7 protein-coding genes are annotated in these 23416 nt (G+C 73.4%); 4 read left to right on the top strand and 3 right to left on the bottom strand.

Annotated elements, in window-relative coordinates; genetic code table 11:
* Nucleotides 1-94 precede the first annotated feature (94 nt).
* Entirely contained in the window at nt 95-832 is a 738-nt protein-coding gene (locus tag ABZ842_RS35695) for an NAD(P)H-binding protein (protein ID WP_361546851.1), read from the bottom strand.
* 181 nt (nt 833-1013) lie between these two features.
* Here ABZ842_RS35695 and ABZ842_RS35690 point away from each other — a divergent pair, with 181 nt between their 5' ends.
* Nucleotides 1014-1637: a TetR/AcrR family transcriptional regulator gene (locus tag ABZ842_RS35690; protein WP_361546849.1), complete on the top strand. Its 624-nt coding sequence runs from the start codon at nt 1014-1016 to the stop codon at nt 1635-1637.
* 74 nt (nt 1638-1711) lie between these two features.
* Here the strand turns inward: ABZ842_RS35690 and ABZ842_RS35685 are convergent, their stop codons facing one another.
* Complete coding sequence (locus tag ABZ842_RS35685) at nt 1712-4090, bottom strand: excinuclease ABC subunit UvrA (RefSeq protein ID WP_361546847.1); 2379 nt, start codon at nt 4088-4090, stop codon at nt 1712-1714.
* 186 nt (nt 4091-4276) lie between these two features.
* On the opposite strand from ABZ842_RS35685, the gene ABZ842_RS35680 reads away from it, so the two are divergent.
* The 3 genes from ABZ842_RS35680 to ABZ842_RS35670 all read left to right on the top strand — a co-directional run bounded on the left by ABZ842_RS35680 (nt 4277) and on the right by ABZ842_RS35670 (nt 22316).
* Nucleotides 4277-12151, top strand: coding sequence for an amino acid adenylation domain-containing protein (locus tag ABZ842_RS35680; protein WP_361546844.1), 7875 nt, complete (start codon nt 4277-4279; stop codon nt 12149-12151).
* Nucleotides 12148-21642 carry an amino acid adenylation domain-containing protein gene (locus ABZ842_RS35675; protein WP_361546841.1) on the top strand — a complete coding sequence of 3165 codons (9495 nt, stop codon included), beginning with the start codon at nt 12148-12150 and terminating at the stop codon, nt 21640-21642. The genes ABZ842_RS35680 and ABZ842_RS35675 overlap by 4 nt, the downstream gene beginning before the upstream one ends.
* Before the next feature lie 260 nt (nt 21643-21902).
* Nucleotides 21903-22316: a winged helix-turn-helix domain-containing protein gene (locus tag ABZ842_RS35670; RefSeq protein ID WP_361546838.1), complete on the top strand. Its 414-nt coding sequence runs from the start codon at nt 21903-21905 to the stop codon at nt 22314-22316.
* Nucleotides 22317-22461: 145 nt separating this feature from the next.
* Here the strand turns inward: ABZ842_RS35670 and ABZ842_RS35665 are convergent, their stop codons facing one another.
* On the bottom strand, nt 22462-23400 hold the full coding sequence (locus ABZ842_RS35665) for an NAD(P)/FAD-dependent oxidoreductase (RefSeq protein ID WP_361546835.1): 939 nt from the start codon (nt 23398-23400) through the stop codon (nt 22462-22464).
* Nucleotides 23401-23416: the final 16 nt, after the last annotated feature.

Raw genomic sequence — 23416 nt, 5'->3', positions numbered from 1 at the left:
GACGGGTCCGCTGGTGCGCAGCAGTACGCCGGCGAGCGCGGCACCGTCCATGACGGCGCCGGTCATGGCGAGCCCGCCCACCACCGGCCGGTGGTCAGTGGGTGCGGGTGAGCCAGTCGGCGTATCGGGTGGGGGCGAGCGCGGCGGACTCGTCGGTGAGCACGTCGCCCTTCACCGCGGCGAACATGCCCGCGGTGGGGTCGGTGACCACGACGCGGTGGTCACCCTGGTGGCTCAGGGTGATCCGACCCAGCTCGTCCAGGGCGAAGACCTCGGGGCCGGCGATGTCGCGGATTCCGTTCAGCGGCGCACCCGCGGCGACCTCCGTCACCGCCGCGGCGACGTCCTCCGCGGCGATGGGCTGAATGGGCGTGGCGGGCAGCCGGACGGTGTCGGCGTCGGCGGTCCAGGACAGCACGGCGTCCATGAACTCCATGAACTGCGTCGCCCGGACGATGGAGTAGGGGATGGCCCCGGTGGCGAGGAGGTGCTCCTGGAGCGCCTTGGCGCGGTAGTAGTCCAGCTCCGGCACCCGGTCGGTGCCGACGATGGAGAGGATGACGAAGTGGCCGACTCCGCCGTTGCGGGCCGCGGCCAGAAGGTTCTCCATCGAGGTCCGGAAGAAGGCCGGCGGGGCTTCGTCGAAGGTCGGGGAGTTCGTCAGGTTGACGACGACGTCGGCGCCCGCCACGGCCCCGTCCAGCCCCTGGCCGCTGATGACGTCGACGCCGGTCGACTGCGAGTGCGGTACGGCCTCGTGCCCGGCGGCGGTCAGGTTCCTGACGACCTGCGACCCGATCAGCCCGGTACCGCCGATGACTGCGATCTTCACGGTGTGCCCTTCGTGGAGGTTACCTCCGGAATGTCGCACAGGTCTGGTTGCGTGGGCTGGCCAAGTAGCCGGGCCCCGGCCCGGACGGGGCGGTCGGTGCGCGCGCGCCGACCGCCGGCTCGTGGCCTCCCGGTAGCCCTATAGGCTGACAACAGCGACCGATTTACGGTGAGGGGCGATCATGTCTGGGCCGCACAGGAGCCGGCGGAGCGACTACGCGGAAGCCACCCGGCAGGCCATCGTCGACGCCGCACGGCTGCTCTTCGCGCGCAAGGGCTACTTCCTGACCACGGTCGAGGACATCGCCAAGGAGGCCCGGGTCGCTCCGACGACCGTGTACGCCGTCAGCGGGGGCAAGCAGGGGTTGATGCGCACCCTGGTGGACACGTGGAGCCAGGCACCCGTCGTCGCCGAGTCGATGGGCGAGCTGGACTCGTTCACCGACCCGGACGCACTGCTGCGGCAGACGGCCGTCGTGGTGCGCTCCATGCGCGAGAGCTTCGGCGACATCATGCGCATGGTGCTCACGACCGCACCCCACAACGAAGACGTCAGCGAAGGGTTGGCGATCGGCACCGAGCGCTATCGGGGCGCCCTCGACGCCGTGGCGGCGCATCTGCACCAAATCGGCGGGACGCACCCGGACCTGACGGTGCAGCAGGCGGCGGACATCATGTGGTTCTACTTCGGCTACAGCGGATACTTCACGCTGCTCGACGACAACGGCTGGTCCTACGACGAGGCCGAACGTTGGCTCGTCCGGCAGGCCACCGCGGCACTCCGCAGCGGCCCCCACCCGGCGTGACGTAGCAGTTCGACGCGGCGGCGGGCCGCCGGGGAACCCCGACGGCGCGCCCCCGCACCGAGGCCGCGTCCGACTCAGCGGGCCACGTACTGCGCCAAGTGCTCGCCGGTGAGCGTGGAGCGGCCGGCGACCAGGTCCGCCGGCGTCCCCTCGAAGACGATCCGGCCGCCGTCGCGGCCCGCGCCCGGCCCCAGGTCGATGATCCAGTCAGCGTGCGCCATGACGGCCTGGTGGTGCTCGATCACGATCACCGACCTGCCCGCGTCGACCAACCGGTCCAACAGGGCGAGCAGTTGCTCGACGTCCGCCAGGTGCAGCCCGGTGGTCGGCTCGTCCAGCACGTACACGCTGCTGTCCTCGCCCATGTGCGCGGCCAGCTTCAGCCGCTGCCGCTCCCCGCCGGAGAGCGTGGTCAGCGGCTGGCCGAGGCTGAGGTAGCCGAGCCCCACGTCCACCAGCCGCCGCAGGACGGTGTGCGCGGCCGGCGTCCGGGCCTCCGTGCGGCCGAAGAACTCCTCCGCCTCCGTCACCGACATCGCGAACACCTCGCTGATGTTGCGCCCGGCGACGCGGTGGTGCAGCACCGAGGAGTCGAACCGCCTGCCCTCGCACTCGTCGCAGGTGGTGGCGACACCCGCCATGATCGCCAGATCGGTGTAGGTGACCCCGGCGCCCTTGCACTGGGGGCAGGCGCCCTCGGAGTTGGGGCTGAACAGCGCCGGCTTGACCCCGTTGGCCTTGGCGAACGTCTTGCGGATGGAGTCGAGCATCCCGGTGTACGTGGCGGGGTTGCTGCGCCGCGACCCCTTGATGGGGCCCTGGTCCACCGTCACCACGCCGTCCCGCTTGGAGACCGAGCCGCCGATCAGCGAGCTCTTGCCGGAACCGGCCACGCCCGTCAGCACGGTGAGCACCCCCAGCGGGATGTCCACGTCCACGTCCCGCAGGTTGTGGGCGTTCGCACCGCGCACCTCCAGCTTCCCCTTCGGCGCCCGCACCGACGGCTTGAGGCTGACCCGGTCGTCCAGGTGGCGCCCGGTGAGCGTGCCGCTGGCCCGCAGCCCGTCGACCGTGCCCTCGAAGACCACCTCGCCGCCCTCGGTGCCGGCCTTCGGGCCGAGGTCGACGACGTGGTCCGCGATCGTGATCGTCTCCGGCTTGTGCTCCACCACCAGCACCGTGTTGCCCTTGTTGCGCAGCCGCAGCAGCAGGTCGTTCATCCGCTGGATGTCGTGCGGGTGCAGCCCCACCGTGGGCTCGTCGAAGACGTAGGTGACGTCGGTGAGCGCCGAGCCGAGGTGCCGGATCATCTTGGTGCGCTGCGCCTCGCCGCCCGACAGCGTCCCCGAGGGCCGGTCGAGCGAGAGGTAGCCCAGGCCGATGTCGACGAAGGACTCCAGCGTCCCGCCGAGCACCGCCGTCAGCGTGGCCACCGAAGGGTCGTCGACGGCCCGCACCCAGTCGGCCAACTCGCTGATCTGCATGGCGCAGGCGTCGGCGATGTTGATCCCGTCGATCTTCGCCGACCGGGTGAGCGCGGTGAGCCGGGTCCCCTCGCACTCCGGACAGGTCGCGAACGTCACCGCCCGTTCCACGAAGGCTCTGATGTGCGGTTGCAGGGTCTCCCTGTCCTTGGACAGGAAGGACTTGTGGACCCGTGCGAGCAGACCCTCGTACGTGGTGTTGATGCCCTTCACCTTGACCTTGACGGGGTCGCGGTGCAGGAAGTCGTGGAGCTCGTCGGCGGTGTAGTCGCGGATCGGCTTGGCGGGGTCGAGGAAGCCGGACTCGACGAAGGACTGCACCACCCAGCCGTCGGGCTTCCAACCGGGGACGGTGACCGCGCCGTCGGCGAGCGACTTGGACGCGTCGTACAACTGCGTCGCATCGATGTCGGAGACCGTGCCCATGCCCTCGCAGCGCAGGCACATTCCGCCGACGACGCTGAAACCCTTTTCTATGCTCTTGCCGCCCACCACGAGGGTGCCGCTGGCGTCCGCCGTCGCGACGTTGAAGGCGAACGCCTTCTGCGAGCCGATGTGCGGCTCGGCGAGCCGGCTGAACAGAATGCGCAGCAAGGCGCCCGCATCGGTGGCGGTGCCCACCGTGGAGCGCACGTGGGCGCTCATCGGCTGCTGGTCCACGATGATCGCCGTGGTGAGCCCGTCCAACATCTCGACCTCGGGCCGCGCCATGCTCGGCATGAACCCCTGGACGAAAGCGCTGTACGTCTCGTTGATCAGCCGCTGCGACTCCGCGGCCACGGTGTCGAAGACCAGGGAGCTCTTGCCCGAGCCGGACACCCCGGTGAACACGGTCAGCCGGCGCTTGGGGATCTTCAGGCTGACGTCCTTGAGGTTGTTCTCCCGCGCGCCCTGGACCCGGATCCAGTCGTGCTTGTCCGCCATGTGCAGCTCGGTCCGGTCGGTGTCGGTGTTCGGCCCGACGGTCATCGAGTCCTCCAGGTGTGGGATGCGGCGTGCCGGACGTGGCCCCGCCCGACGGGATCTAAGCAGTTGGGCGCCACGCTCACGGCACGAATGCGCCGGCCGGCGGATTCTGTCTTGATCCTTTGATCTCTGGCCAACTTCTTTCACCTCGGTGGCCAATCCATCGAGTCGCCCCAACGATTGGGGGCGATGAGAGTCCCGTTGATCTGGTTACCACGTTTGCGGGGGGATGCCCGGATGGGGTGTACCGGCGTTACGGCCGAGCAGGAGGCCATGTGGCTCGCGCAGGAGTTCGCACCCGATCGACCGAACAACGTGGCCACGTTGTGGGACGTCACGGGTGACCTGGACGTCTCCCTGCTCTCCGCGGCGCTGGAGCGGGCCGTCGCGGACGCGGGCACCCTGGCGGTGAACTTCCGCCGCGGCGCCGACGGCCCGCAGCTGATCGCCCGCGACCTCGGCGCCTGGAAGCCCTTCCACCTCGACGTCAGCGACGCGGACGACCCCGCCGCGGCGGCCCGGGAGGCGGTGGCCGCCCTGGTGGCCGAGCCGTTCGACCTGGGCGAGGAGGCACTGTTGCGCGTCGGCTCGATCCGACTGGAGGGCGCCCGCCACCTCGTGGTGCTGGTCTTCCACCACATCCTCACCGACGCCTTCGGCGTGATCGCCCTGCTGTCCCGGCGGATCGCGGAGGTCTACCGCGCCCTGCACGCCGGGGCTCCCGTACCCGAGGGGGAACTGCGCCCCGGACCGGACCCGCTCGCCGCGGACGCCGCGTACCGCTCGTCCCCGCGCCACGCCGACGCTGAAAGATTCTGGCAGGACTACCTCGCCGGCGAACCCGCCGCGGCCCAACTCCCCACCGGGGTACGCATTTTCGACGACGAGCCCGCGGCCGGCGCCGACGCCGGCGCCTGGGACGCCCTCACCGAACCGTTGGGACTGACCACCCGCACCCTGACCGTCCCCGCCGCGGAGCGCGCCCGCTGGGAGCGGACCGCGGCGGAGTCGGGCACCAGCGTCCCCGACCTGCTGGCCGCGGCGTCCACCGCGTACCTGCGGCTGATGTGCGCCGTCGCCGCCCCCCTGCACACCATCACCGTCAACCACCGCACCGGCGCCGCACGTCACGCGCTCGGCCTGCACTCGAACCGGGTGCCGCTGCGGATCGACGTGGCGCCCACCGCCAGCTTCGTGGAACTGGCCGAAGCGCTGCGGCGCGAGCGCCGGACCGTCCTGCGGCACGCCCGGCACGAGACCGCGCTGATCAAGCGGGCCACCGGGCGCTTCACCGACGCCCGCAGCCCCTTCGGCGCCATCGTCAACGTGATCCCCTTCGTCGAAGCGCTCGACTTCGCCGGCAGCCGGGCGCGCTTCGCCGGCGGCACGTTCGGCCAGGTCGACGAGGTGATGGTGTGCCTCTACACCGACGGCACGCCCACCAGCGACCTCCACGTCCGGCTCGACGCACCGCAGTGGCAGTACGACGCACCGGACGTCACCGGACTGACTGGACGGTTCGTAACGTTCCTGCGCGCGGCGATGGCCGACCCCACCGCCAGGGTCGCCGACGTCGGCGCCCTCGCCGCCGCCGAGCAGCAGGAACTGCTCGCCGAGAGCGCCGGCCCGGCGATCTCCCGACCCGACGTGACCCTGACCCGGCTGCTGGAGCGGCAGGCCCGCGCCACCCCCGACGCACCCGCCGTCACCTTCGAGGGCGCCGGGCTGACCTACCGGGAGCTCGCCGACCGCTCCGGCCGCCTCGCCCGGCTGCTGATCGAGGGCGGCGCAGGCCCCGAACGGTTCGTCGCCGTGGCGATACCCCGCTCCCTCGAACTCGTCGTCGCACTGGTCGCCGTGCTCAAGGCGGGCGCCGCCTACGTACCCGTCGACCCCGACTACCCGGCCGCCCGCATCCAGTTCATGCTCGCCGACGCCCGCCCCGCGCTGCTCCTGGCCGTCAAGGAGACCGCCGCCGAACTCCCGCACACCGGCGTCCCGCTGATCGCCGTGGACGAGGTCCCACTGACGGAAGGCCCCGCGGCGAGCGCGCCCCACCGCCCCGCGCACCCCGCGTACATGATCTACACCTCCGGCTCGACCGGGCAGCCCAAAGGCGCCGTCGTCTCCCACGCCGCGATCGTCAACCGACTGCTGTGGATGCAGGACCACTTCCGCCTCGACGCCACCGACCGGGTGCTGCAGAAGACCTCGGCCTCCTTCGACGTGTCCGTGTGGGAGTTCTTCTGGCCGCTGATCACCGGGGCGACCCTGGTCGTGGCCAGGCCCGACGGCCACCGGGACCCCGCACTCCTCGCCGACGTCATCCGCCGGGCGGGGGTGACCACGCTGCACTTCGTCCCCTCGATGCTGGCGGAGTTCGTCGACGACGCGTACGCCGACTGCCGCACCGCCCTGCGCCGGGTCGTGTGCAGCGGCGAGGCGCTCCCCGTCGACCTCGCCGAACGGTTCCACCGGACCTTCGGCGTGCCCCTGCACAACCTGTACGGGCCGACGGAGGCCGCGGTCGACGTCTCCGCCTGGCACCACCGGCCCGGCGCGCGCACCGTCCCCATCGGCCGGCCGATCGACAACACCGAACTCCTCGTCCTCGACGCCGGCCTGCGCCCCGTCCCCGGCGGGGTGCGCGGAGAGCTGTACATCGTCGGCGCCGGCCTCGCCCGCGGCTACCACGGCCGCCCGGCGCTCACCGCCGACCGCTTCGTCGCCTGCCCCTTCGGCCGGCCCGGGCGGCGCATGTACCGCACCGGCGACCTCGCCCGCTGGAACGCCGACGGAGAGTTGGAGTTCGAAGGCCGCGCCGACCACCAGGTGAAGGTCCGCGGCTTCAGGGTCGAACCCGCGGAGATCGAGGCGGCCCTCGCCGCCCACCCCGGAGTCGCCCGCGCAGCGGTGCTCGCCCGCGCCGGCCGCGGCGCCGACCGGGCGGCCGGACTCGTCGCCTACGTCGTGCCGACGACCGCGGTCGGCAGCGGCGGAGCCGGCCAGGAGTGGGACTTCCACGCCGGCCTGGACGTCGCCGAACTCCGCGCCTTCACCGCGGCCCGGCTCCCCGCCCACCTCGTCCCCGCGGCCTTCGTCGTCCTGGACCGGCTGCCGCTGAGCGCCAACGGCAAGCTGGACCGCGGCGCCCTGCCCGAACCGCAGTACGCCACCGGCCCCCACCGCCCGCCCGGCACCGACGAAGAACGGACGCTGGCCGACGTGTTCGCTGACGTCCTCGGGCTGAGCCGGATCGGCGTCGACGACGACTTCTTCACCCTCGGCGGCGACAGCATCCGGGCCATCCAGGTCGTCGCCCGGGCCCGCGCCGCCGGCCTCGTCTTCCACCCGCGCACCGTCTTCGAATGCCGTACGGTCGCCGCCCTGGCCCGCGCCGCGAGCCGCGACGCCGCGCCGCCCGCGCTCGCCGAACTCGACGGCGGCGGCGTCGGCCCGCTGCCGCTGCCGCCGATGGCGCGCCTCGTCGCCGAGCACGGGCCCGGACTCGACCGGCTCGCCCAGTGGCTGGTCCTCGAACTCCCCGCCGGCGTACGCCACGACGACCTCACCCGTACCGTCGCCGCCGTCCTCGACCGGCACGACGTGCTGCGCGCCCACCTCGTCGACGACGGCCTCCAGGTCCGGCCGCCCGGCGCGGTCGACGCCGCCGACCTCATCACGGCGGTGCGCTGCCCGGGCGAGTGGTCCGGCGAGCCCTGGCGCACCGTGCTGCGCGCCGAAGCCGCCGCGGCGACGCGGACCGTCGACGCCCGTACGGGGCGGATGCTCCACCTGGTGTGGTTCGACCCGACGGCCGGCGGCCCGGGCCGGCTCCTGATCGCCGCCCACCACCTCGTCGTCGACGGCATGTCGTGGCGGGTGCTGCTGCCCGACCTGGCGCAGGCGTGGCAGCAGGTCCGCGGCGGTGCCGCGCCGACCCTGCCGCCCGTGGGGACCTCGCTGCGGCGCTGGCTGCGGGCGCTGGCCGACGAGGCGGAACGACCCGAGCGCACGGCGGAACTCCCGCTCTGGCGCGAACTGCTGGCCCGGCCCGCGGCCCCCGTCGGCGCCCGGCCGCTCGACCCCGCCGTGGACGTCACCGCGACGACCCGGACCGTGCGTCTGACGCTGCCCGCCGACCTCACCGCGGCCGTGCTCACCGCGGTGCCGACGGCCTACCGAAGCGGCGTCGACGACGTGCTGCTCACCGCCTTCGTACTGGCCCTGGCCAAGCACCGGCGGGGGGTGGTGGACGGCGCCGCGCTCGTCCGCGTCGAAGGACACGGGCGCACCGAGGGCCTGGCTCCCGGCGCCGACCTGTCGCGCACCGTCGGCTGGTTCACCACCGTCCACCCGGTGCGTCTCGACGTCGGCGGCCTCGACGTCGACGCGGCGCTCGCCGGTGGGCCGGCGGCAGGTCAGGCGTTGCAGCGCATCAAGGAACAGCGTCACGACGTTCCCGGCGACGGCCTCGGCTACACGCTGCTGCGCTACCTCAACGACCGCACCGCGGCCGAGCTGCGCCGCTACCCGACCGACGAGATCGGCTTCAACTTCCTCGGACACTTCTCCTTCGACGGCGCGCGGACAGGCGGCCTGCGGACAGACGGCGCGCCTGCGGACGGCGTCCGTGCGGACGGTGCGCGGGCGGGCCGCGGCGGCGGCTGGACCCCGGCGCCGGAGTGTCCCGAACTCGTCGCGGCCCCCGACCCCGCGATGCCCGTGCCCAGCGCCCTCGAACTGAACGCCCTGGTCACCGACGCCGGCGACGGCCCACGCCTCACCGCCCTGTTCACCTTCGCCACCGGCGTGCTCCGCCACGACGAGGTACGCGCACTCGCCGACACCTGGCGCACCGCACTCGACGCCCTCAAAGACCTGGTCACCGCCGGCGCCAGCGGACTGACGCCGCGCGACCTCCCCCTGGTGGCGACCCGTCAGGACGAGTTGGACGCCTGGCAGCAGCGCTACGGCCGCATCGGCGACGTATGGCCGCTCACACCCCTCCAAGCCGGCCTGCTGTTCCACACGATGCTCGCCGACACCTCCACCGGCGCGTACCAGACGCAGTTCGTCTTCAAGCTCAGCGGCCCGGTGGACGCACGGCGGCTGCGCGCGGCGGGCCAGGCCCTGCTCGATCGCCACCCGAACCTGCGGGTGGCGTTCGCCACCAGCGCGAGCGGGGAGCCGGTGCAGATCGTGGTGGACGACGTGCCGCTGCCCTGGCGCCACCTCGACCTCACCGACCGGGCCGACGCACAGGACGAGTTGGAGCGCGTCATCGACGCCGAGCGCGCCGCGCCCTTCCGCACCGACGCGCCACCGCTGCTGCGGCTCACCCTCGTCACCCTGGGTCCCGGCCGGGCCGAACTCGTCCTCACCGCCCACCACGTGCTGTTCGACGGCTGGTCCGTCCCGCTGATCGAGCTGGAGCTGATGCGGCTGTACGCCGCCGGTGCACCCGCCGCGGACCCGCCGCCCGGCTGCGGCTACCCGGATTTCCTGCGGTGGCTGGCGCGCCAGGACGCGACCGGGTCCGCACAGGCGTGGGCCGCGGAGCTCGCCGGCGTCGCCGAGCCCACCCTCCTCGCCCCGGGCCCGCGCGCGGACCGCACCGGCAGCGGCCAGGTCACCATGGACCTGTCCAGAGACGACGCCGCCCGGCTCGCCCGGCGGGCCGCCGAGTTCGGCGTCACCACCAACGCCCTGGTGCAGGGCGCGTGGGCGATCGTGCTCGCCCGGCTGACCGGCCGGGACGACGTGCTCTTCGGCGCCACCGTCTCAGGCCGCCCGTCCGACCTGCCGGACGTCGACCGGGCCGTCGGGCTGTTCATCAACACCGTGCCCGTGCGCGCCGCGTGCACCCCGGCGGAGCACGTCGCACGGCTGCTCGGCCGACTCCAGGACGCCCAGGCCCGGCTGCTGGAACACCACCACGTGGGGCTGGCCGACGTGCAGCGCGCCACCGGGCTGAACACCCTCTTCGACACCCTCCTGGTCTTCGAGTCGTTCCCCGTCGACCGGGCGGGCATCGCCGCGGCCACCGCCGCCGGCGAACTCGCCGTCACCGGCATCCGCCCCTACGCCCCGCCGCACTACCCGCTGACCGTGATCGCCGCCGCCGACCCGCTGCTGCGCGTCTCCTTCCAGTACCAGCGCGACGCCTTCGAACCCGCCGAGGTCGAGGCCGTCGCCGACCGGCTGGCCCGGGTGCTGCGGCAGATCGCCGCCGACGCGGACCTCACCGTCGGCGCGGTCGACGTGGTCAGCGAGGACGAGCGGGAGCGCGTCCTGCACCGGTGGAACGCGACCGCCGCCCCCGTCCCCGCAGCGACCGTGCCGGCGGCGCTCGCCGCACGGGCGGCGGCGACCCCGGACGCCCCCGCGGTCGAACACCGCGGCGCCGCCCTCACCCACGGGGCCCTGGACGAGCGGGCGAACCGGCTCGCCCACTGGCTCGTCGCCCAGGGCGCGGGGCCCGAAACGCGCGTGGTGGTGAAGTTGCCCCGCGGTCTCGACCTCGTCGTGGCGCTGCTCGCGGTGTGGAAGGCCGGCGCCGCCTACGTACCCGTGGACCCGGAGTACCCCGCCGCCCGGGTGCGGGCCGTCGTCGAGGACAGCGCGCCGGTGCTGGTGCTGGACGCCGAACGGCTGGCCGCGGCCGACCTCGCCGACCGTCCCGCGACCGCCCCGCGCACCGAGGTCACCCCCCGGCACGCCGCGTACGCCATCTACACCTCCGGCTCCACCGGCAAGCCGAAGGGGGTCGTCATCGAGCACGGCGCGCTGGCCAACCTGCTCGCCGGCATGCGGGAGACGTTCCCGCTGACCGCCGACGACCGACTGCTGGCGATCGCCACCGTCGCCTTCGACATCGCAGCGCTGGAGCTGTTCCTGCCGCTGCTCGCCGGGGCCGCGGTCGTCATCGCCGACAAGGACGACATCACCCAGCCGGCGGCCCTGTTCGACCTGGTGGACCGCGCGGGCGTCACCCTCGTCCAAGCGACCCCGGCGCTGTGGCAGGTGCTCGTCGCCCACGACCCCGCCCGGCTGGGCCCCTTGCGCGTCATCAGCACCGGCGAGGCCCTGCCCCTCCCGCTCGCCGAGGCCCTGAGCACGCACGCCGCCGAGGCCACCAACCTCTACGGCCCCACCGAAGCCACCGTCTACTCCACCGCCTCCCGCCTCGGCCCGGGCACGGCGGGCCTGCCGCCGTCGATCGGCCGCCCGGTGGCCAACTACCGGACCCTCGTCCTGGACCGCGCCCTGCGCCCGGTGCCGCCCGGGGTGACCGGTGACCTCTGGATCGCCGGCCCCGGCCTCGCCCGCGGCTACTTCGGCCAACCCGCCCTGACAGCCGAGCGGTTCGCGGCCAACCCGTACGGTCCGCCGGGCGCGCGGATGTACCGCAGCGGCGACCTGGCCCGGTGGACGGCCGACGGCGAAGTGGAGTACCTCGGCCGCGGCGACCACCAGATCAAGCTCCGCGGGTTCCGCATCGAACCCGCCGAGATCGAAGGCGTGCTGACCCGCGACCCGGCCGTCCGCCAGGCCACCGTGATCGTCCGCGAGGACCAGCCGGGCGAGCGGCGCCTGGTGGCGTACGTCGTACCGGAGGCGGGCGCCGAAGCGCCGCCCGCCGAGCAGTTGCGCGCCCGGGTGGGGGAGCGGCTGCCCGCGTACATGGTCCCCGCGGCCGTGGTCGCGCTGAGCGAGTTCCCGCTGACGCCCAACGGCAAGCTGGACCGCTCGGCGCTGCCGGAGCCCGAGTTCGGCGGCGCGGACCACCGCCCGCCCCGCACGCCCCAGGAAGCCGGCCTGTGCCGGCTGTTCGCCGAGGTGCTCGGTCTGGACCGGGTCGGCATCGACGACGACTTCTTCACCCTCGGCGGGCACTCCCTGCTGGCCACCCGGCTGGTGGCCAGGGCCCGCGCCGAGTTCGGCGTGGAGATCCCCATCCGCACCGTGTTCACCTCCCCGACCGTCGCCGAACTGGCCCTTCGGTGGGCCGACCTGCTGACCCCTTCCCGGAAGCCGTTGCGCCGGATGATCGAAAGGTGAGCCAGGAATTGATCCCCCTGTCGTACGCGCAGCGTCGCATGTGGTTCATCAACCGCTTCGAGGGCCCGTCCTCGACCTACAACATCCCCCTGCTGCTGCGGTTCACCGGAGCCCTCGACACCGCCGCGCTGCGCGCCGCGTTCCGTGACGTACTGGTGCGCCACGAGGTGCTGCGCACGGTGTTCGGCGAGCTCGACGGCCAGCCGTACCAGCGCATCGTGGACCCGGGCGAGGTGGAGCTGCCCTGGACCGACTGGGGCCGGGTCGCCCCCGACCGGGTGCCGGGCGTGGTGTCGTCCGTCACCGGGAGCTGGTTCGACCTGTCGGCCGACGTGCCGCTGCGCGGCGGCCTCGTCCGCAGCGGCGACGACGAGCACCTGCTGGTGCTGGTGATCCACCACATCGCCGGCGACGGCGGCTCGCTCGCGCCGCTGGCGCGGGACGTCTCGACGGCGTACCGGGCGCGGGCTGCCGGCCGCGCGCCCGACTGGGAGGAACTGCCCGTCCAGTACGCGGACTTCGCCCTCTGGCAGCGCGAAGAGCTCGGCGACCCGGACGACCCGGAGAGCATCCTCGCCGTGCAGGCGGCGTACTGGCGCGACGAGCTCGCCGGGGTGTCCAAGCCGCTGCCGCTCCCGCTGGACCGACCGCGGCCCGAGACGGCGAGCCACCGGGGCGGCTCGGTCCAACTCGGCCTGTCCGCCGAGGTGCGCGACCGGATCGAGGCCGTGGCCCGGGCCCGCGGGATGACCGTCTCCATGGTGTTCCAGGCCGCCCTGGTGGTGCTGTTGCACCGACTCGGCAGCGGCGACGACGTGACCGTGGGCTCCCCGATCGCCGGCCGCACCGACGAGGCGGTCCACGACCTCGTCGGATTCTTCGTCAACTCGTGGGTGCTCCGGGTCCACCTCGACGCCGAGCAACCGTTCGAGGCCGTCCTCGACCAGGTGCGGCGCAAGGCGCTGGCCGCCTACGAGAACCAGGACGTGCCCTTCGAACGGCTGCTGGAGCTGCTGCGGCCGGAGCGCTCGGCCGCACACCACCCGCTGTTCCAGGTGGTGCTGGCGTGGCAGAACAACGTGCCGCCCGAGCTGGACATGCCCGGGTTGACGGTGTCGATGGAACCGATCCCGACGGGCACCGCGAAGTTCGACCTCTTCTTCAACCTGGCGCCCGACGACCGCGACGGATCGGTCATGGGCGAGATCGAGTACGCCACCGACCTGTTCGACCGCGCCACGGTGGAGGCGATCGCGGCCCGCTTCGTCCGCGTCGTCGAACAGGCGGTCGCCGACCCGCAGATCGCCGTGCGCGCCGTGGACGTGCGCACCGGCGACGACGAGGCCGCGGCGGGCGGCGAGATGAGCGCCCGGGAACGCCACCAGATCCTCGTCGAGTGGAACGACACGGAGCGCCCGTTCCCCTGCCCGGGCCCGATCCACCTGCCCTTCGAGGAGCAGGCCGCGCAGCGCCCCGACGCGACGGCGCTGCGCTTCGCCGGCGGCACCATGAGCTACGGCGAGCTGAACGAGCGGGCGAACCGCATCGCCTGGGACCTCAAGCGGCGCGGGGTGGGCCCCGGGACCGTCGTCGGCATCGGGATCCGCCGCGGACCGACCATGATCGCCGCGGTGTTCGGGGTCCTCAAGGCGGGCGGCGCCTATCTGCCGCTCGAACCCTCCTCACCGGGCGAACGCGTCGCCAGCATGCTCGCGGACACCGGGTCCGCGCTCGTGCTCACCACCTCCGACACCCCGCAACTGACCCTCCCCGCGGGCGTCGAACTCGTCGACGTGAGCGACCCGGCCCCACGGGAGGGCACCTCGGGCAACCCGGCGCCCGCAGCCGGCCCCGACGACCTCGCGTACGTCATCTTCACCTCCGGCAGCACCGGCAAGCCCAAGGGCGTCGTGATGACCCACCGCCCCCTGCACAACCTGCTGAACTGGTGCTTCAGGACCTTCGACTTCGGCCCCGACGACGTCGGCCTGTGCCTGACCGCACTCGGCTTCGACCTGTCCGTCTTCGACATCTTCGGCCTCCTCGGCTGCGGCGGCGCACTGTACGTCGCCGACGAGGCCGAACAGCGCGACCCCGACCGGCTGCTGCACCTGCTGCTCACCGAACCCATCACGTTCTGGAACTCGGTGCCCACCACCCTCAACCAACTCCCGCCGCTCCTCGCCCACCAAGACGAGTGGCCGGGCTCCGACCGGCTCCGGCTGGTGTTCCTCTCCGGCGACTACACGCCGCTGCCGCTGCCGGACGAGATCCGCGGGGTGTTCCGCCGGGCCGAGATCATCAGCCTCGGCGGGGCGACCGAGGCGACCGTGTGGTCCAACTACCACCGGGTCCGGGAGATCGACCCGACCTGGCGCAGCATCCCCTACGGCCGCCCCATCGACAACGCCCGCTACTACGTCCTCGACGAGGACATGCAGCCGTGCCCGGTCGGCGTCGAGGGCGACCTGTACATCGGCGGCGACGTGCTGTGCAGCGGCTACGCGGGCCGCCCGGAGCTGACCGCGGAACGCTTCGTCCACGACCCGTACGGCCGACGGCCCGGCGACCGGCTCTACCGGACCGGCGACCGCGCCAGCTTCTTCCCCGACGGCAACATCTGCTTCCTCGGACGCGCCGACAACCAGGTCAAGCTGCGCGGCTTCCGCGTGGAGCCCGGCGAGGTCGAACACGTACTGGTCAACCACCCGGCCGTCCGTCAGGCGATCGTCACCGCCCGCGAGGACCAGCCCGGGGACCTCAGACTGGTCGCCTACGTCGTCCCGGACACCGGCGCCCTCAACGGCGCGGACGGCGCACACGGCGCGGTGGAGCAGATCGAACAGTGGCAGGAGGTCTACGACCACGCCTACGCCGACGGCGGCGACGGCGGCTTCGGCACCGACTTCACCGGCTGGACCAGCTCCTACACCGGCGAACCCATCCCGCTGGAGGAGATGCGCGAGTGGCGCGACGCAGCCGTCGCGGGCGTCCTCGCCTGGGCGCCGCGGCGCGTCCTGGAGATCGGTGTCGGCTCCGGACTGCTGCTCGCCCGCATCGCCGGACAGGTGGAGGAGTACTGGGCCACCGACTTCTCCGCCGCGGTGATCGCCCGGCTGCGCACCCAGGTGGCGGGCCACGGCCTCGCGGACCGCGTCCACCTGCGCCACCGGCCCGCCGACGCCCTGCACGACCTGCCCGCCGGCCGGTTCGACACCGTGGTGCTCAACTCGGTCGTGCAGTACTTCCCGAACGAGCAGTACCTACGGCAGGTCCTCGACGGCGCGTGGGACCTGCTCGCACCCGGCGGCCGGATCGTCGTCGGCGACGTGCGCCGGGCCGCGTCCCTGCCCGTGCTCCAGGCCGTCGTCCAGCGGGCGAAGCACCCCGACGCGGCGCCGCTGGTGCTGCGCAGCGCCGTGGAGGCGGCCGTCCTGCTCGAAAAGGAACTCGTCCTCGACCCCGAGTGGTTCCTGCGGTGGAGCGAGCGGGGCCCCGGGGCCCGGGTCGACGTCCGGATCAAGGGCGGCACCGCGCACAACGAACTCACCCGCCACCGGTACGAGGTCGTGCTGCACAAGCCGGACCCGGACGCCCCGGGCGGTGCGCGGTCCCTGGCCGACGCCCCCACCGCGGCGTGGGACGGCGACCTCGACGCACTCGCCGGGCGGGTGGCCGCCGCGGACGCCGCGGCCGTACGCGTCCACGGCGTCCCCAACGCCCGCGTCGCCGACGAGGCGGCGGCGGCGCGCGAGCTGGGCGCGGGCGCCGCGCAGCCGTCCCCCTGCGGGCCCCCGCTGGACCCGTCCGCCGTCCACGCGTGGGCGCGCCGGCACGGCTGGCACGCGCTGGTGACGCTCTGTGCGACCGCCGTCGACCGCGTCGACGTGCTCGTCCTGCGCGACGGCCCCGCGGCGGGCCGCGTGCTGACCGGTGCGTACCTGCCCGACTCGGACGACCGCTCCCCGGTGAACGACCCCACGGTGGCCGGCGGCATCACCGCCCTGCTGCCCGCCCTGCGCACCCATCTGCGCCAGAGCCTGCCCGAGTACATGGTGCCCGCCGCGATCGTGCCGATCGCCGGCGTGCCGCTGACGGACAACGGCAAGCCGGACCGGCGCGCCCTGCCCGTGCCCGACTACGCGGCCGGCAGCAGCGGACGCGCGCCCTCGACACCGGGGGAGGAGTCGCTGTGCGCGCTGTTCGCCGCCGTCCTCGGACTGAGTCGGATCGGCGTCGACGACAACTTCTTCACCCTGGGCGGCCACTCGCTGCTGGCGACCCGGCTGGTCAGCCGCATCCGCGCCGAACACGGCGTGGAGATCCCGATCCGGGTCGTCTTCCAGGCCCCCACCGTCGCCGAACTCGCCGTGCACCTCACCGACGCCAGCGCCGTACGGCCGCCGCTCACCCCCCGGGAGCGGCCCGAGCGCCTGCCGCTCTCCTTCGCCCAGCAACGGCTGTGGTTCATCCACCGCTTCGAAGGCCCGTCGGCGACGTACAACGTCTCACTCGCACTGCGGATGCGCGGTGCACTGGACGCGGCGGCCCTGCGCGACGCACTGGCCGACGTCGTGTTGCGACACGAGTCACTGCGCACGGTCTTCGAGGAGGAGGCCGGAGCGCCGTACCAGCGGATCGTGCCCGCGACCGCGGTCGAAGTGCCGTGGCAGGAGTGCGACACCACCGAGGGCGAACTGCCCGGCGCCCTGCGGCTGGCGGCCCGCCGGCCCTTCGACTTGGCCACCGAGATCCCGATCCGCGCGTGGCTGTTCCGCGTCGGTGCCCACGAGTCCGTGTTCCTGATCGGCGCGCACCACATCGCATCCGACGGCTGGTCCGCCCTCCCGCTGGCGCAGGACCTGACCACGGCGTACGAGGCCAGGGCCGCGGGCGCCGCGCCGCAGTGGGAACCGCTGCCGGTGCAGTACGCCGACTACACCCTGTGGCAGCGGGAGCTGCTGGGCGACAGCGACGACCCCGACAGCCTCTACCGGCGCCAACTGGACTACTGGACCGACCACCTGGCCGATCTGCCGAAGGCCGTCGAACTCCCCGCCGACCGGGCGCGGCCCGCGGTGGCGTCCTACGAGGGCGACCTCATTCCCCTCGAACTCGACGCCGACCTCACCGCAGGGGTGCGCCGGCTGGCCCGGGACACCGGCGCCACCGTCTCCATGGTCCTCCAGGCCGGGCTCGCCGCGCTGTTCACCCGGCTCGGCGCCGGCACGGACGTGCCGATCGGCTCGCCGATCGCGGGCCGCACGGACGAGGCGCTGGGCGCACTCGTCGGCTTCTTCGTCAACACCTGGGTGCTGCGGGCCGACACCTCGGGCGACCCCGCCTTCGCCGACCTCGTCGAGCGGGTGCGCGAGCGCAGCCTCGCCGCCTACGACCACCAGGACGTCCCCTTCGAGCACCTGATCGAGGTGCTGAACCCGACGCGGTCGCCCGCCCACCACCCGCTCTTCCAGACGTGCCTGGCGCTCCAGAACAACGCCAGGCCCCAGTTCGCCCTTCCCGGCCTGACCGTGACCGAAGAGGTCTTCGGCACCGGAGTCTCCCGCTTCGACCTCTTCATCAGCCTCGGCGAACGCGACGGCGACGACGGACACGACGGACACCACGGAGGCGACGGACACGGCGCCCAAGGGCCGGGGCGGATCACCGGCTTCGTCGAATACGCCACCGAACTCTTCGACGCCGCCACCGTCACCGCCCTCCTCGACCGCTGGACGCACTTCCTGCGGCAGGCCGTCGCCGCGCCGCACGTGCCCATCGGCGCCGTGGACGTCCTCACCGGCGACGAGCCGGCGCGGCTCGCCCGCTGGGGCGGCGCGGCCCGCGGCCCGCAGTTCGCCGCCGGCACCGTCCACGAACGGTTCGCCGCGGCCGTCGCCGCCGCCCCGGACGCCGTCGCCCTCGTCTCCCCCGACGGCGCCGACACCTGGACGTACGCGGAGCTCGACCGGTGGTCCAACCGCGTCGCCCACCACCTGCGGGCGAGCGGCGCCCGCCCGCACGGCCGGGTCGCCCTGCTGCTGGAGCGCTCCCCGCTGCTGGTCGCCGCGATCCTCGCAGTGCTGAAGACCGGCGCGGCGTACGTACCGATCGACCCCGACTACCCGCGCGAGCGCATCGACCTGATGCTCGCCGACCTCGCCCCCGACGTCGTCGTCGACGAAGCCCTCGCCCGCGTCGACCTCGGGGCCCTGCCGGACACCGCCCCCGAGGGCCGCCCGGTCGGCGAAGCCGCCACCGCGTACGTGATGTTCACCTCCGGCTCCACCGGCCGCCCCAAGGGCGTCGAGGTCACCCACCGCAACGTGGTCGACCTCGCCCTCGACGACTGCTTCTCGGGCGGTGCGCACCGGCGCGTACTGCTCCACTCGCCGCACACCTTCGACGCCTCCACGTACGAACTGTGGGCACCCCTGCTCGGCGGCGGCACCGCCGTCGTGGCACCCGCCGGCCGACTGGACACCGCCGCGCTCGCCGCCGTGATCACCGACCGCGCGGTGAGCGGAGTGTGGCTGACCGCCGGGCTGTTCGCCGTCATGGCGGAGCAGCACCCGCAGTGCTTCGCCGCCGTCGCCGAGGTGTGGGCCGGCGGGGACGTCCTGTCGCCCGCCGCGGTCCGCCGCGTCCTGGCCGCCTGCCCCGACCTCGTCGTGGTGAACGGCTACGGCCCCACCGAGACCACCACGTTCGCGGCACGGCACCGGATGACCTCGGCGGCCGACTGCATCGACCCGCTGCCCATCGGCGGACCCATGCAGGGCACCGTGCTGCGCGCCCTGGACGGACGCCTGCGGCCCGTGCCGCCCGGTGTGGTCGGGGAGTTGTACGTCGGCGGCGACGGCGTCGCACGCGGCTACGCGGGACGCCCGGCGCTCACCGCCGACCGCTTCGTCGCCGACCCCCTCGGGGCGCCCGGCACACGGCTGTACCGCACCGGCGACCTGGTGCGCTGGACGGCCGCGGGCCGGTTGGAGTACCTGGGCCGGGTGGACGACCAGATCAAGCTCCGCGGCTTCCGCGTGGAGCCGGGCGAGGTGGAGGCGGCGCTGCGCCGGCGCGAGGGCGTGGCCCAGGCGGTCGTCGTCAGCCGTGAGGACGGCCTCGGCGAGCGACGCCTGATCGCCTACGTCGTGCCCGAGTCGTCGGCGTCCTCCGACGACGAGACCGTGGAACAGGTCGGGGAGTGGCGCGAGATCTACGACTCGATGTACGGCGGCACGGACGTCGAACTCGACCGGGTCGCCGACGACTTCACCGGTTGGAACAGCTCCTACACGGGCCGCGCCATCCCGCTGCCCGAGATGCGGACCTGGCGCGACGCCACGGTGGACCGGCTGCTCGCGCTGCGCCCGCAGCGGGTCCTGGAGATCGGCGTCGGCTCCGGCCTGCTGCTCGGGCCGCTGGCGACGCGGGTGGCGGAGTACTGGGGCACCGACTTCTCCGCCCCGGTCGTCGAACGGCTGCGCGCCCAGGTCGGCGCCGACGCGCGGCTGGCGGACCGGGTCACCCTGCGCTGCCAGGGCGCCGACGAGCCCGGTGACGTGCCCCGTGCGCACTTCGACACCGTCGTCCTCAACTCCGTCGTGCAGTACTTCCCCGACGCCGACTACCTCGACCGGGTCCTCGACGTCGCCCTGGCCGCCCTGGCGCCCGGCGGCCGGATCGTCCTCGGCGACGTGCGCAACCACCGCACGCTGCGCTCCTTCAGCGCCGCGGTGCACCGGGCGCGGCGCCCGGAGGACCGGGACGCCGCCGTGCAGGCCGCGGTCGAGCGCGCGGTGTTGGACGAGAAGGAACTCGTCATCGACCCGGAGCACTTCGCGCACTGGGCCGAGCGGCACCCGGACGTCGTCGCCGCCGACATCCGGCTCAAGCAGGGCGCGTACCACAACGAACTGACCCGCCACCGCTACGAGGTCGTCCTGCACAAGGGGCCGGTTCGGGCCCTGGACCTCGGGCAGCTGCCGGTGGCGACCTGGGGCACCGACGTCGGCGCGCTGTCCGATGTGGCGACCGCGCTGGCGCGCCACGGCGGCCGGTGCCGCCTGGTGCGGGTGCCGAACGCCCGACTGGTCACGGAGGCCGCCGAGTGGGGCGGGACGGTCGACGACCGGGGCGCCCTCGACCCGGCCGAACTGGAGGCGTGGGGCGCGGCACGCGGCCTCGCGGTGTACTGCACCTGGTCCCCCGAGTCGGCGGACCACTTCGAGGCGGTCGTCCTGCCCGACGTGGACGCCGCCGTCTGCGCCGGCACGTACCGCCGTGCACCGGTGCGGCCGGTGCGGCTGGTGAACTCGCCCGCGGTGTCCCGCCGCGCGTCGCGGCTGCCGTCGCAGCTGCGCGAGGAGTTGGCGGGCGAACTGCCCGCGTTCATGATGCCCGGCGAGATCGTGCTGCTCGACCTGCTGCCGCTGACGGAGAACGGGAAGGTGGACCGGGCCGCCCTGCCCGACCCCGATGCGAGCGGCGGCGAGTACCGCGCCCCGCGCACCCCGCGCGAGGAGGCCCTGGCGGGGCTGTTCGCGGAGGTCCTGGGCCTGGACCGGGTCGGGATCGACGACGACTTCTTCGCCAGCGGCGGCCACTCCCTGCGGCTGACCAGGCTGGTGTGGCAGATCCACGAGAAGCTCGGCATCGACGTCCCCGTCCGCACCGTCTTCCAGTACCCCACGGTGGCCGAACTCGCCGCCCAGCTCTCCGCGGACACCGAAGTGGCCTTCGAGGATCCGTTCGCGGTCTTGCTGCCGATCCGTACCGAAGGGCAGAATCCACCGCTGTGGTGGCTGCACCCCGGTGGCGGCCTGAGCTGGCCCTATCTCAGTTTCGGCAGGCACGTGGACCGCTCCTGGCCGCTCTACGGGATCCAAGCGCGCGGTTTCGACGGGACCACGCCCCCGTCGACGTCCATCGACGACATGGTCGACGACTACGTGCGACAGGTGCAGGAGGTGCAACCGTGCGGCCCGTACCACCTGCTCGGTTGGTCCTTCGGGGGGACCCTGGCGCACGCGATGGCCGCGGAGCTCCAGCGCCGCGGGCACGAGGTGGCGCTGCTCGCGCTGCTGGACGCGGCGCCCGCCAGCCACTTCACCGACCTGGAAGCCCTCGACGAGGACATGGTGCGCACGTTCCTCGCCAATTACATGGGGCACCTCAAGGGAATGGAGGAGTACGAGTTCCTGGTCGGCACCGCTTCGTCGATCTTCGTCGAGCACATGGAGCAGATGCGGCACTTCACCTCGCCCCGGTACCGCGGGGACGTCGTGTTCTTCAACGCACTCCTCGACCCGGAGACCCACGACAAGCGCCAACTCGACGAGGACATGGACGTGTTGTGGCATCCGCACGTCGACGGGCGGGTGCAGCGCTTCGACGTCGCCTGCGCGCACAACGAGATGTACTGGCCGAGGAACGCGGCCGAGATCAGCCGAGTCATCAACCGCGTGCTTCGGGAGCCGCGGCAGCCGTGACCCCGCCCGACCGGCGGAAGAGGGATCGGAGAGGTGCGTCGGGGTCCCCCGGACCGAGGTCCGCGGGGCCCCCACGCACGGTTGAACGAGCTTTGAGGAGAGCTGGTGTGACCATGCGCAAGTGCCTACCTGGGGAGGGATGTGCTGTGGGGGGTCAGAACAGCAAGGTCGTCGGGGGTCCCAACAACAAGGTCATGTTCGTCAGATGGCCGGCCCAAATGGACCTGAGAAGCCGCTGTCGTAGGGAAGGGGTACCGAGATTGCTCGTCGTCGAGGGGGGAGCCCGACCGCCGGTCTGCATCGACCCTTTTGAGGACTGGGTGCGCGCGCCGATCTCCCGGGACGACCTGGAGGCGAGGGTCAGGGCCCTGCAGAACCGGCTGATCAGCCGGCGGGTGCCCACCCTGGACGCGGCCGGCACCCTGAGCTTCGGCGATCACTCGATCACCGTCTCCAACGCCCAGGCGGAACTCATGGACTTACTGATCGAGCGCTTCGGGGAGGTGGTGTACCGGGGGGAGTTCGTGCACCGCCTGGCCGAGCGGGTGCCGACGGTCACCCGCAACTCGCTCGACCTGCACATCATGCGGCTGCGCCGCCGGCTCCTCCCGATCGACCTGTCGATCCGCACGGTGTGGGGCCGGGGCTATCTGCTGGAGAACGCCGCGGCCTGAGGCCGCGGGGACGGGTCCGCACGGCGCCACGCAAGGGGACAGGCGTGGCGGTGCGGCCGGAGGCCGTGGGGGGCTTCCGGCCGCAGGGGGTGCGGCGGCGTCCCGGCGGGGTGCTTCGGGGGCGTGCTCGGCGGGGGACGTCCGATCAGCCGTGGACGGCGCCGAGGACCGCCGCCGCGTGGATGGCGTCGGCGGCGGTCGCGCCCGCCGCGGCCGACGCGGTGAACGACTGCTTCCAGCGGGCCGACACGTCGCCGGCCGCGTACAGCCCCGGAACGTTGGTGCACCGGGCCTCGTCGACGCTGAGGAAGCCGCCGTCGTCGACGGTCAGCTTCAGCTCGTCGACCGCCCGGGTGACCAGGGGCTGTTGCCGCTGCGGCGGTGTCCACACCAGCGTCTCGCGCTCCAGGACCTGCCCGTCGGCCAACTCGACCGCGTACAGCGACCCTTGCCGGTGGTGCAGCCGGCGCACCGTGCCCGCGACGACGTCACCGCCCCGGCTCCGGGCGGCGGTGCGGGCCTCATCGACGCCGGGCGTCGACGCGTCGCAGATGGCGATCGTGTCGTGGCTCCACGGGCGGAACGCCACCGCCGACAGGGCGGCGAGGTCCGCGCTGTCGCTGACGGTGGCCCAGCGCCGGCCGGCGTTCTCCTCGCCGTGGCAGAACGGGCAGTGGATCACCGTGCGGCCCCAGCACTCCGCGAAGCCCTCCACGTGGGTGGGGTGGACGTCGACGACGCCGGTGGCCAGGACGACCGTCGCGGCCTCGACCGCTTCCCCGCCGTCGAGTTCGACGCGGAACCCGCCCTCGTCCGCGGCGCGCACGGCGTCGACGTCGGCCTCCCTCAGCTGCACTGTCGGGTAGCGGGACAGCTCCCGCCAGGCGCGCGCCCGGATCTCGGCCGGCGGGACGCCGTCCAGCCCGATGTGCCCGTGGACGCCCTGCGAAGCGTCGTTGCGCGGAGCGCGGGGGCTGTCGACGACGACCACCCGGTGGCGGTACCTGGCCAGGACGAGGGCTGCCGTGAGCCCGGCGGGGCCGGCGCCGACGATGACGGTCGCTTGGTCGTTGATCGAGGACATGGGTCGGTTCGATGCC

The organism is Streptomyces sp. NPDC047315 (assembly GCF_040643215.1).
In the GTDB taxonomy this organism is placed as follows: Bacteria; Actinomycetota; Actinomycetes; order Streptomycetales; family Streptomycetaceae; genus Streptomyces.
The sequence above is the reverse complement of the archived record's forward strand: the minus strand, read 5'-3'. Positions and strand labels throughout refer to the sequence as shown.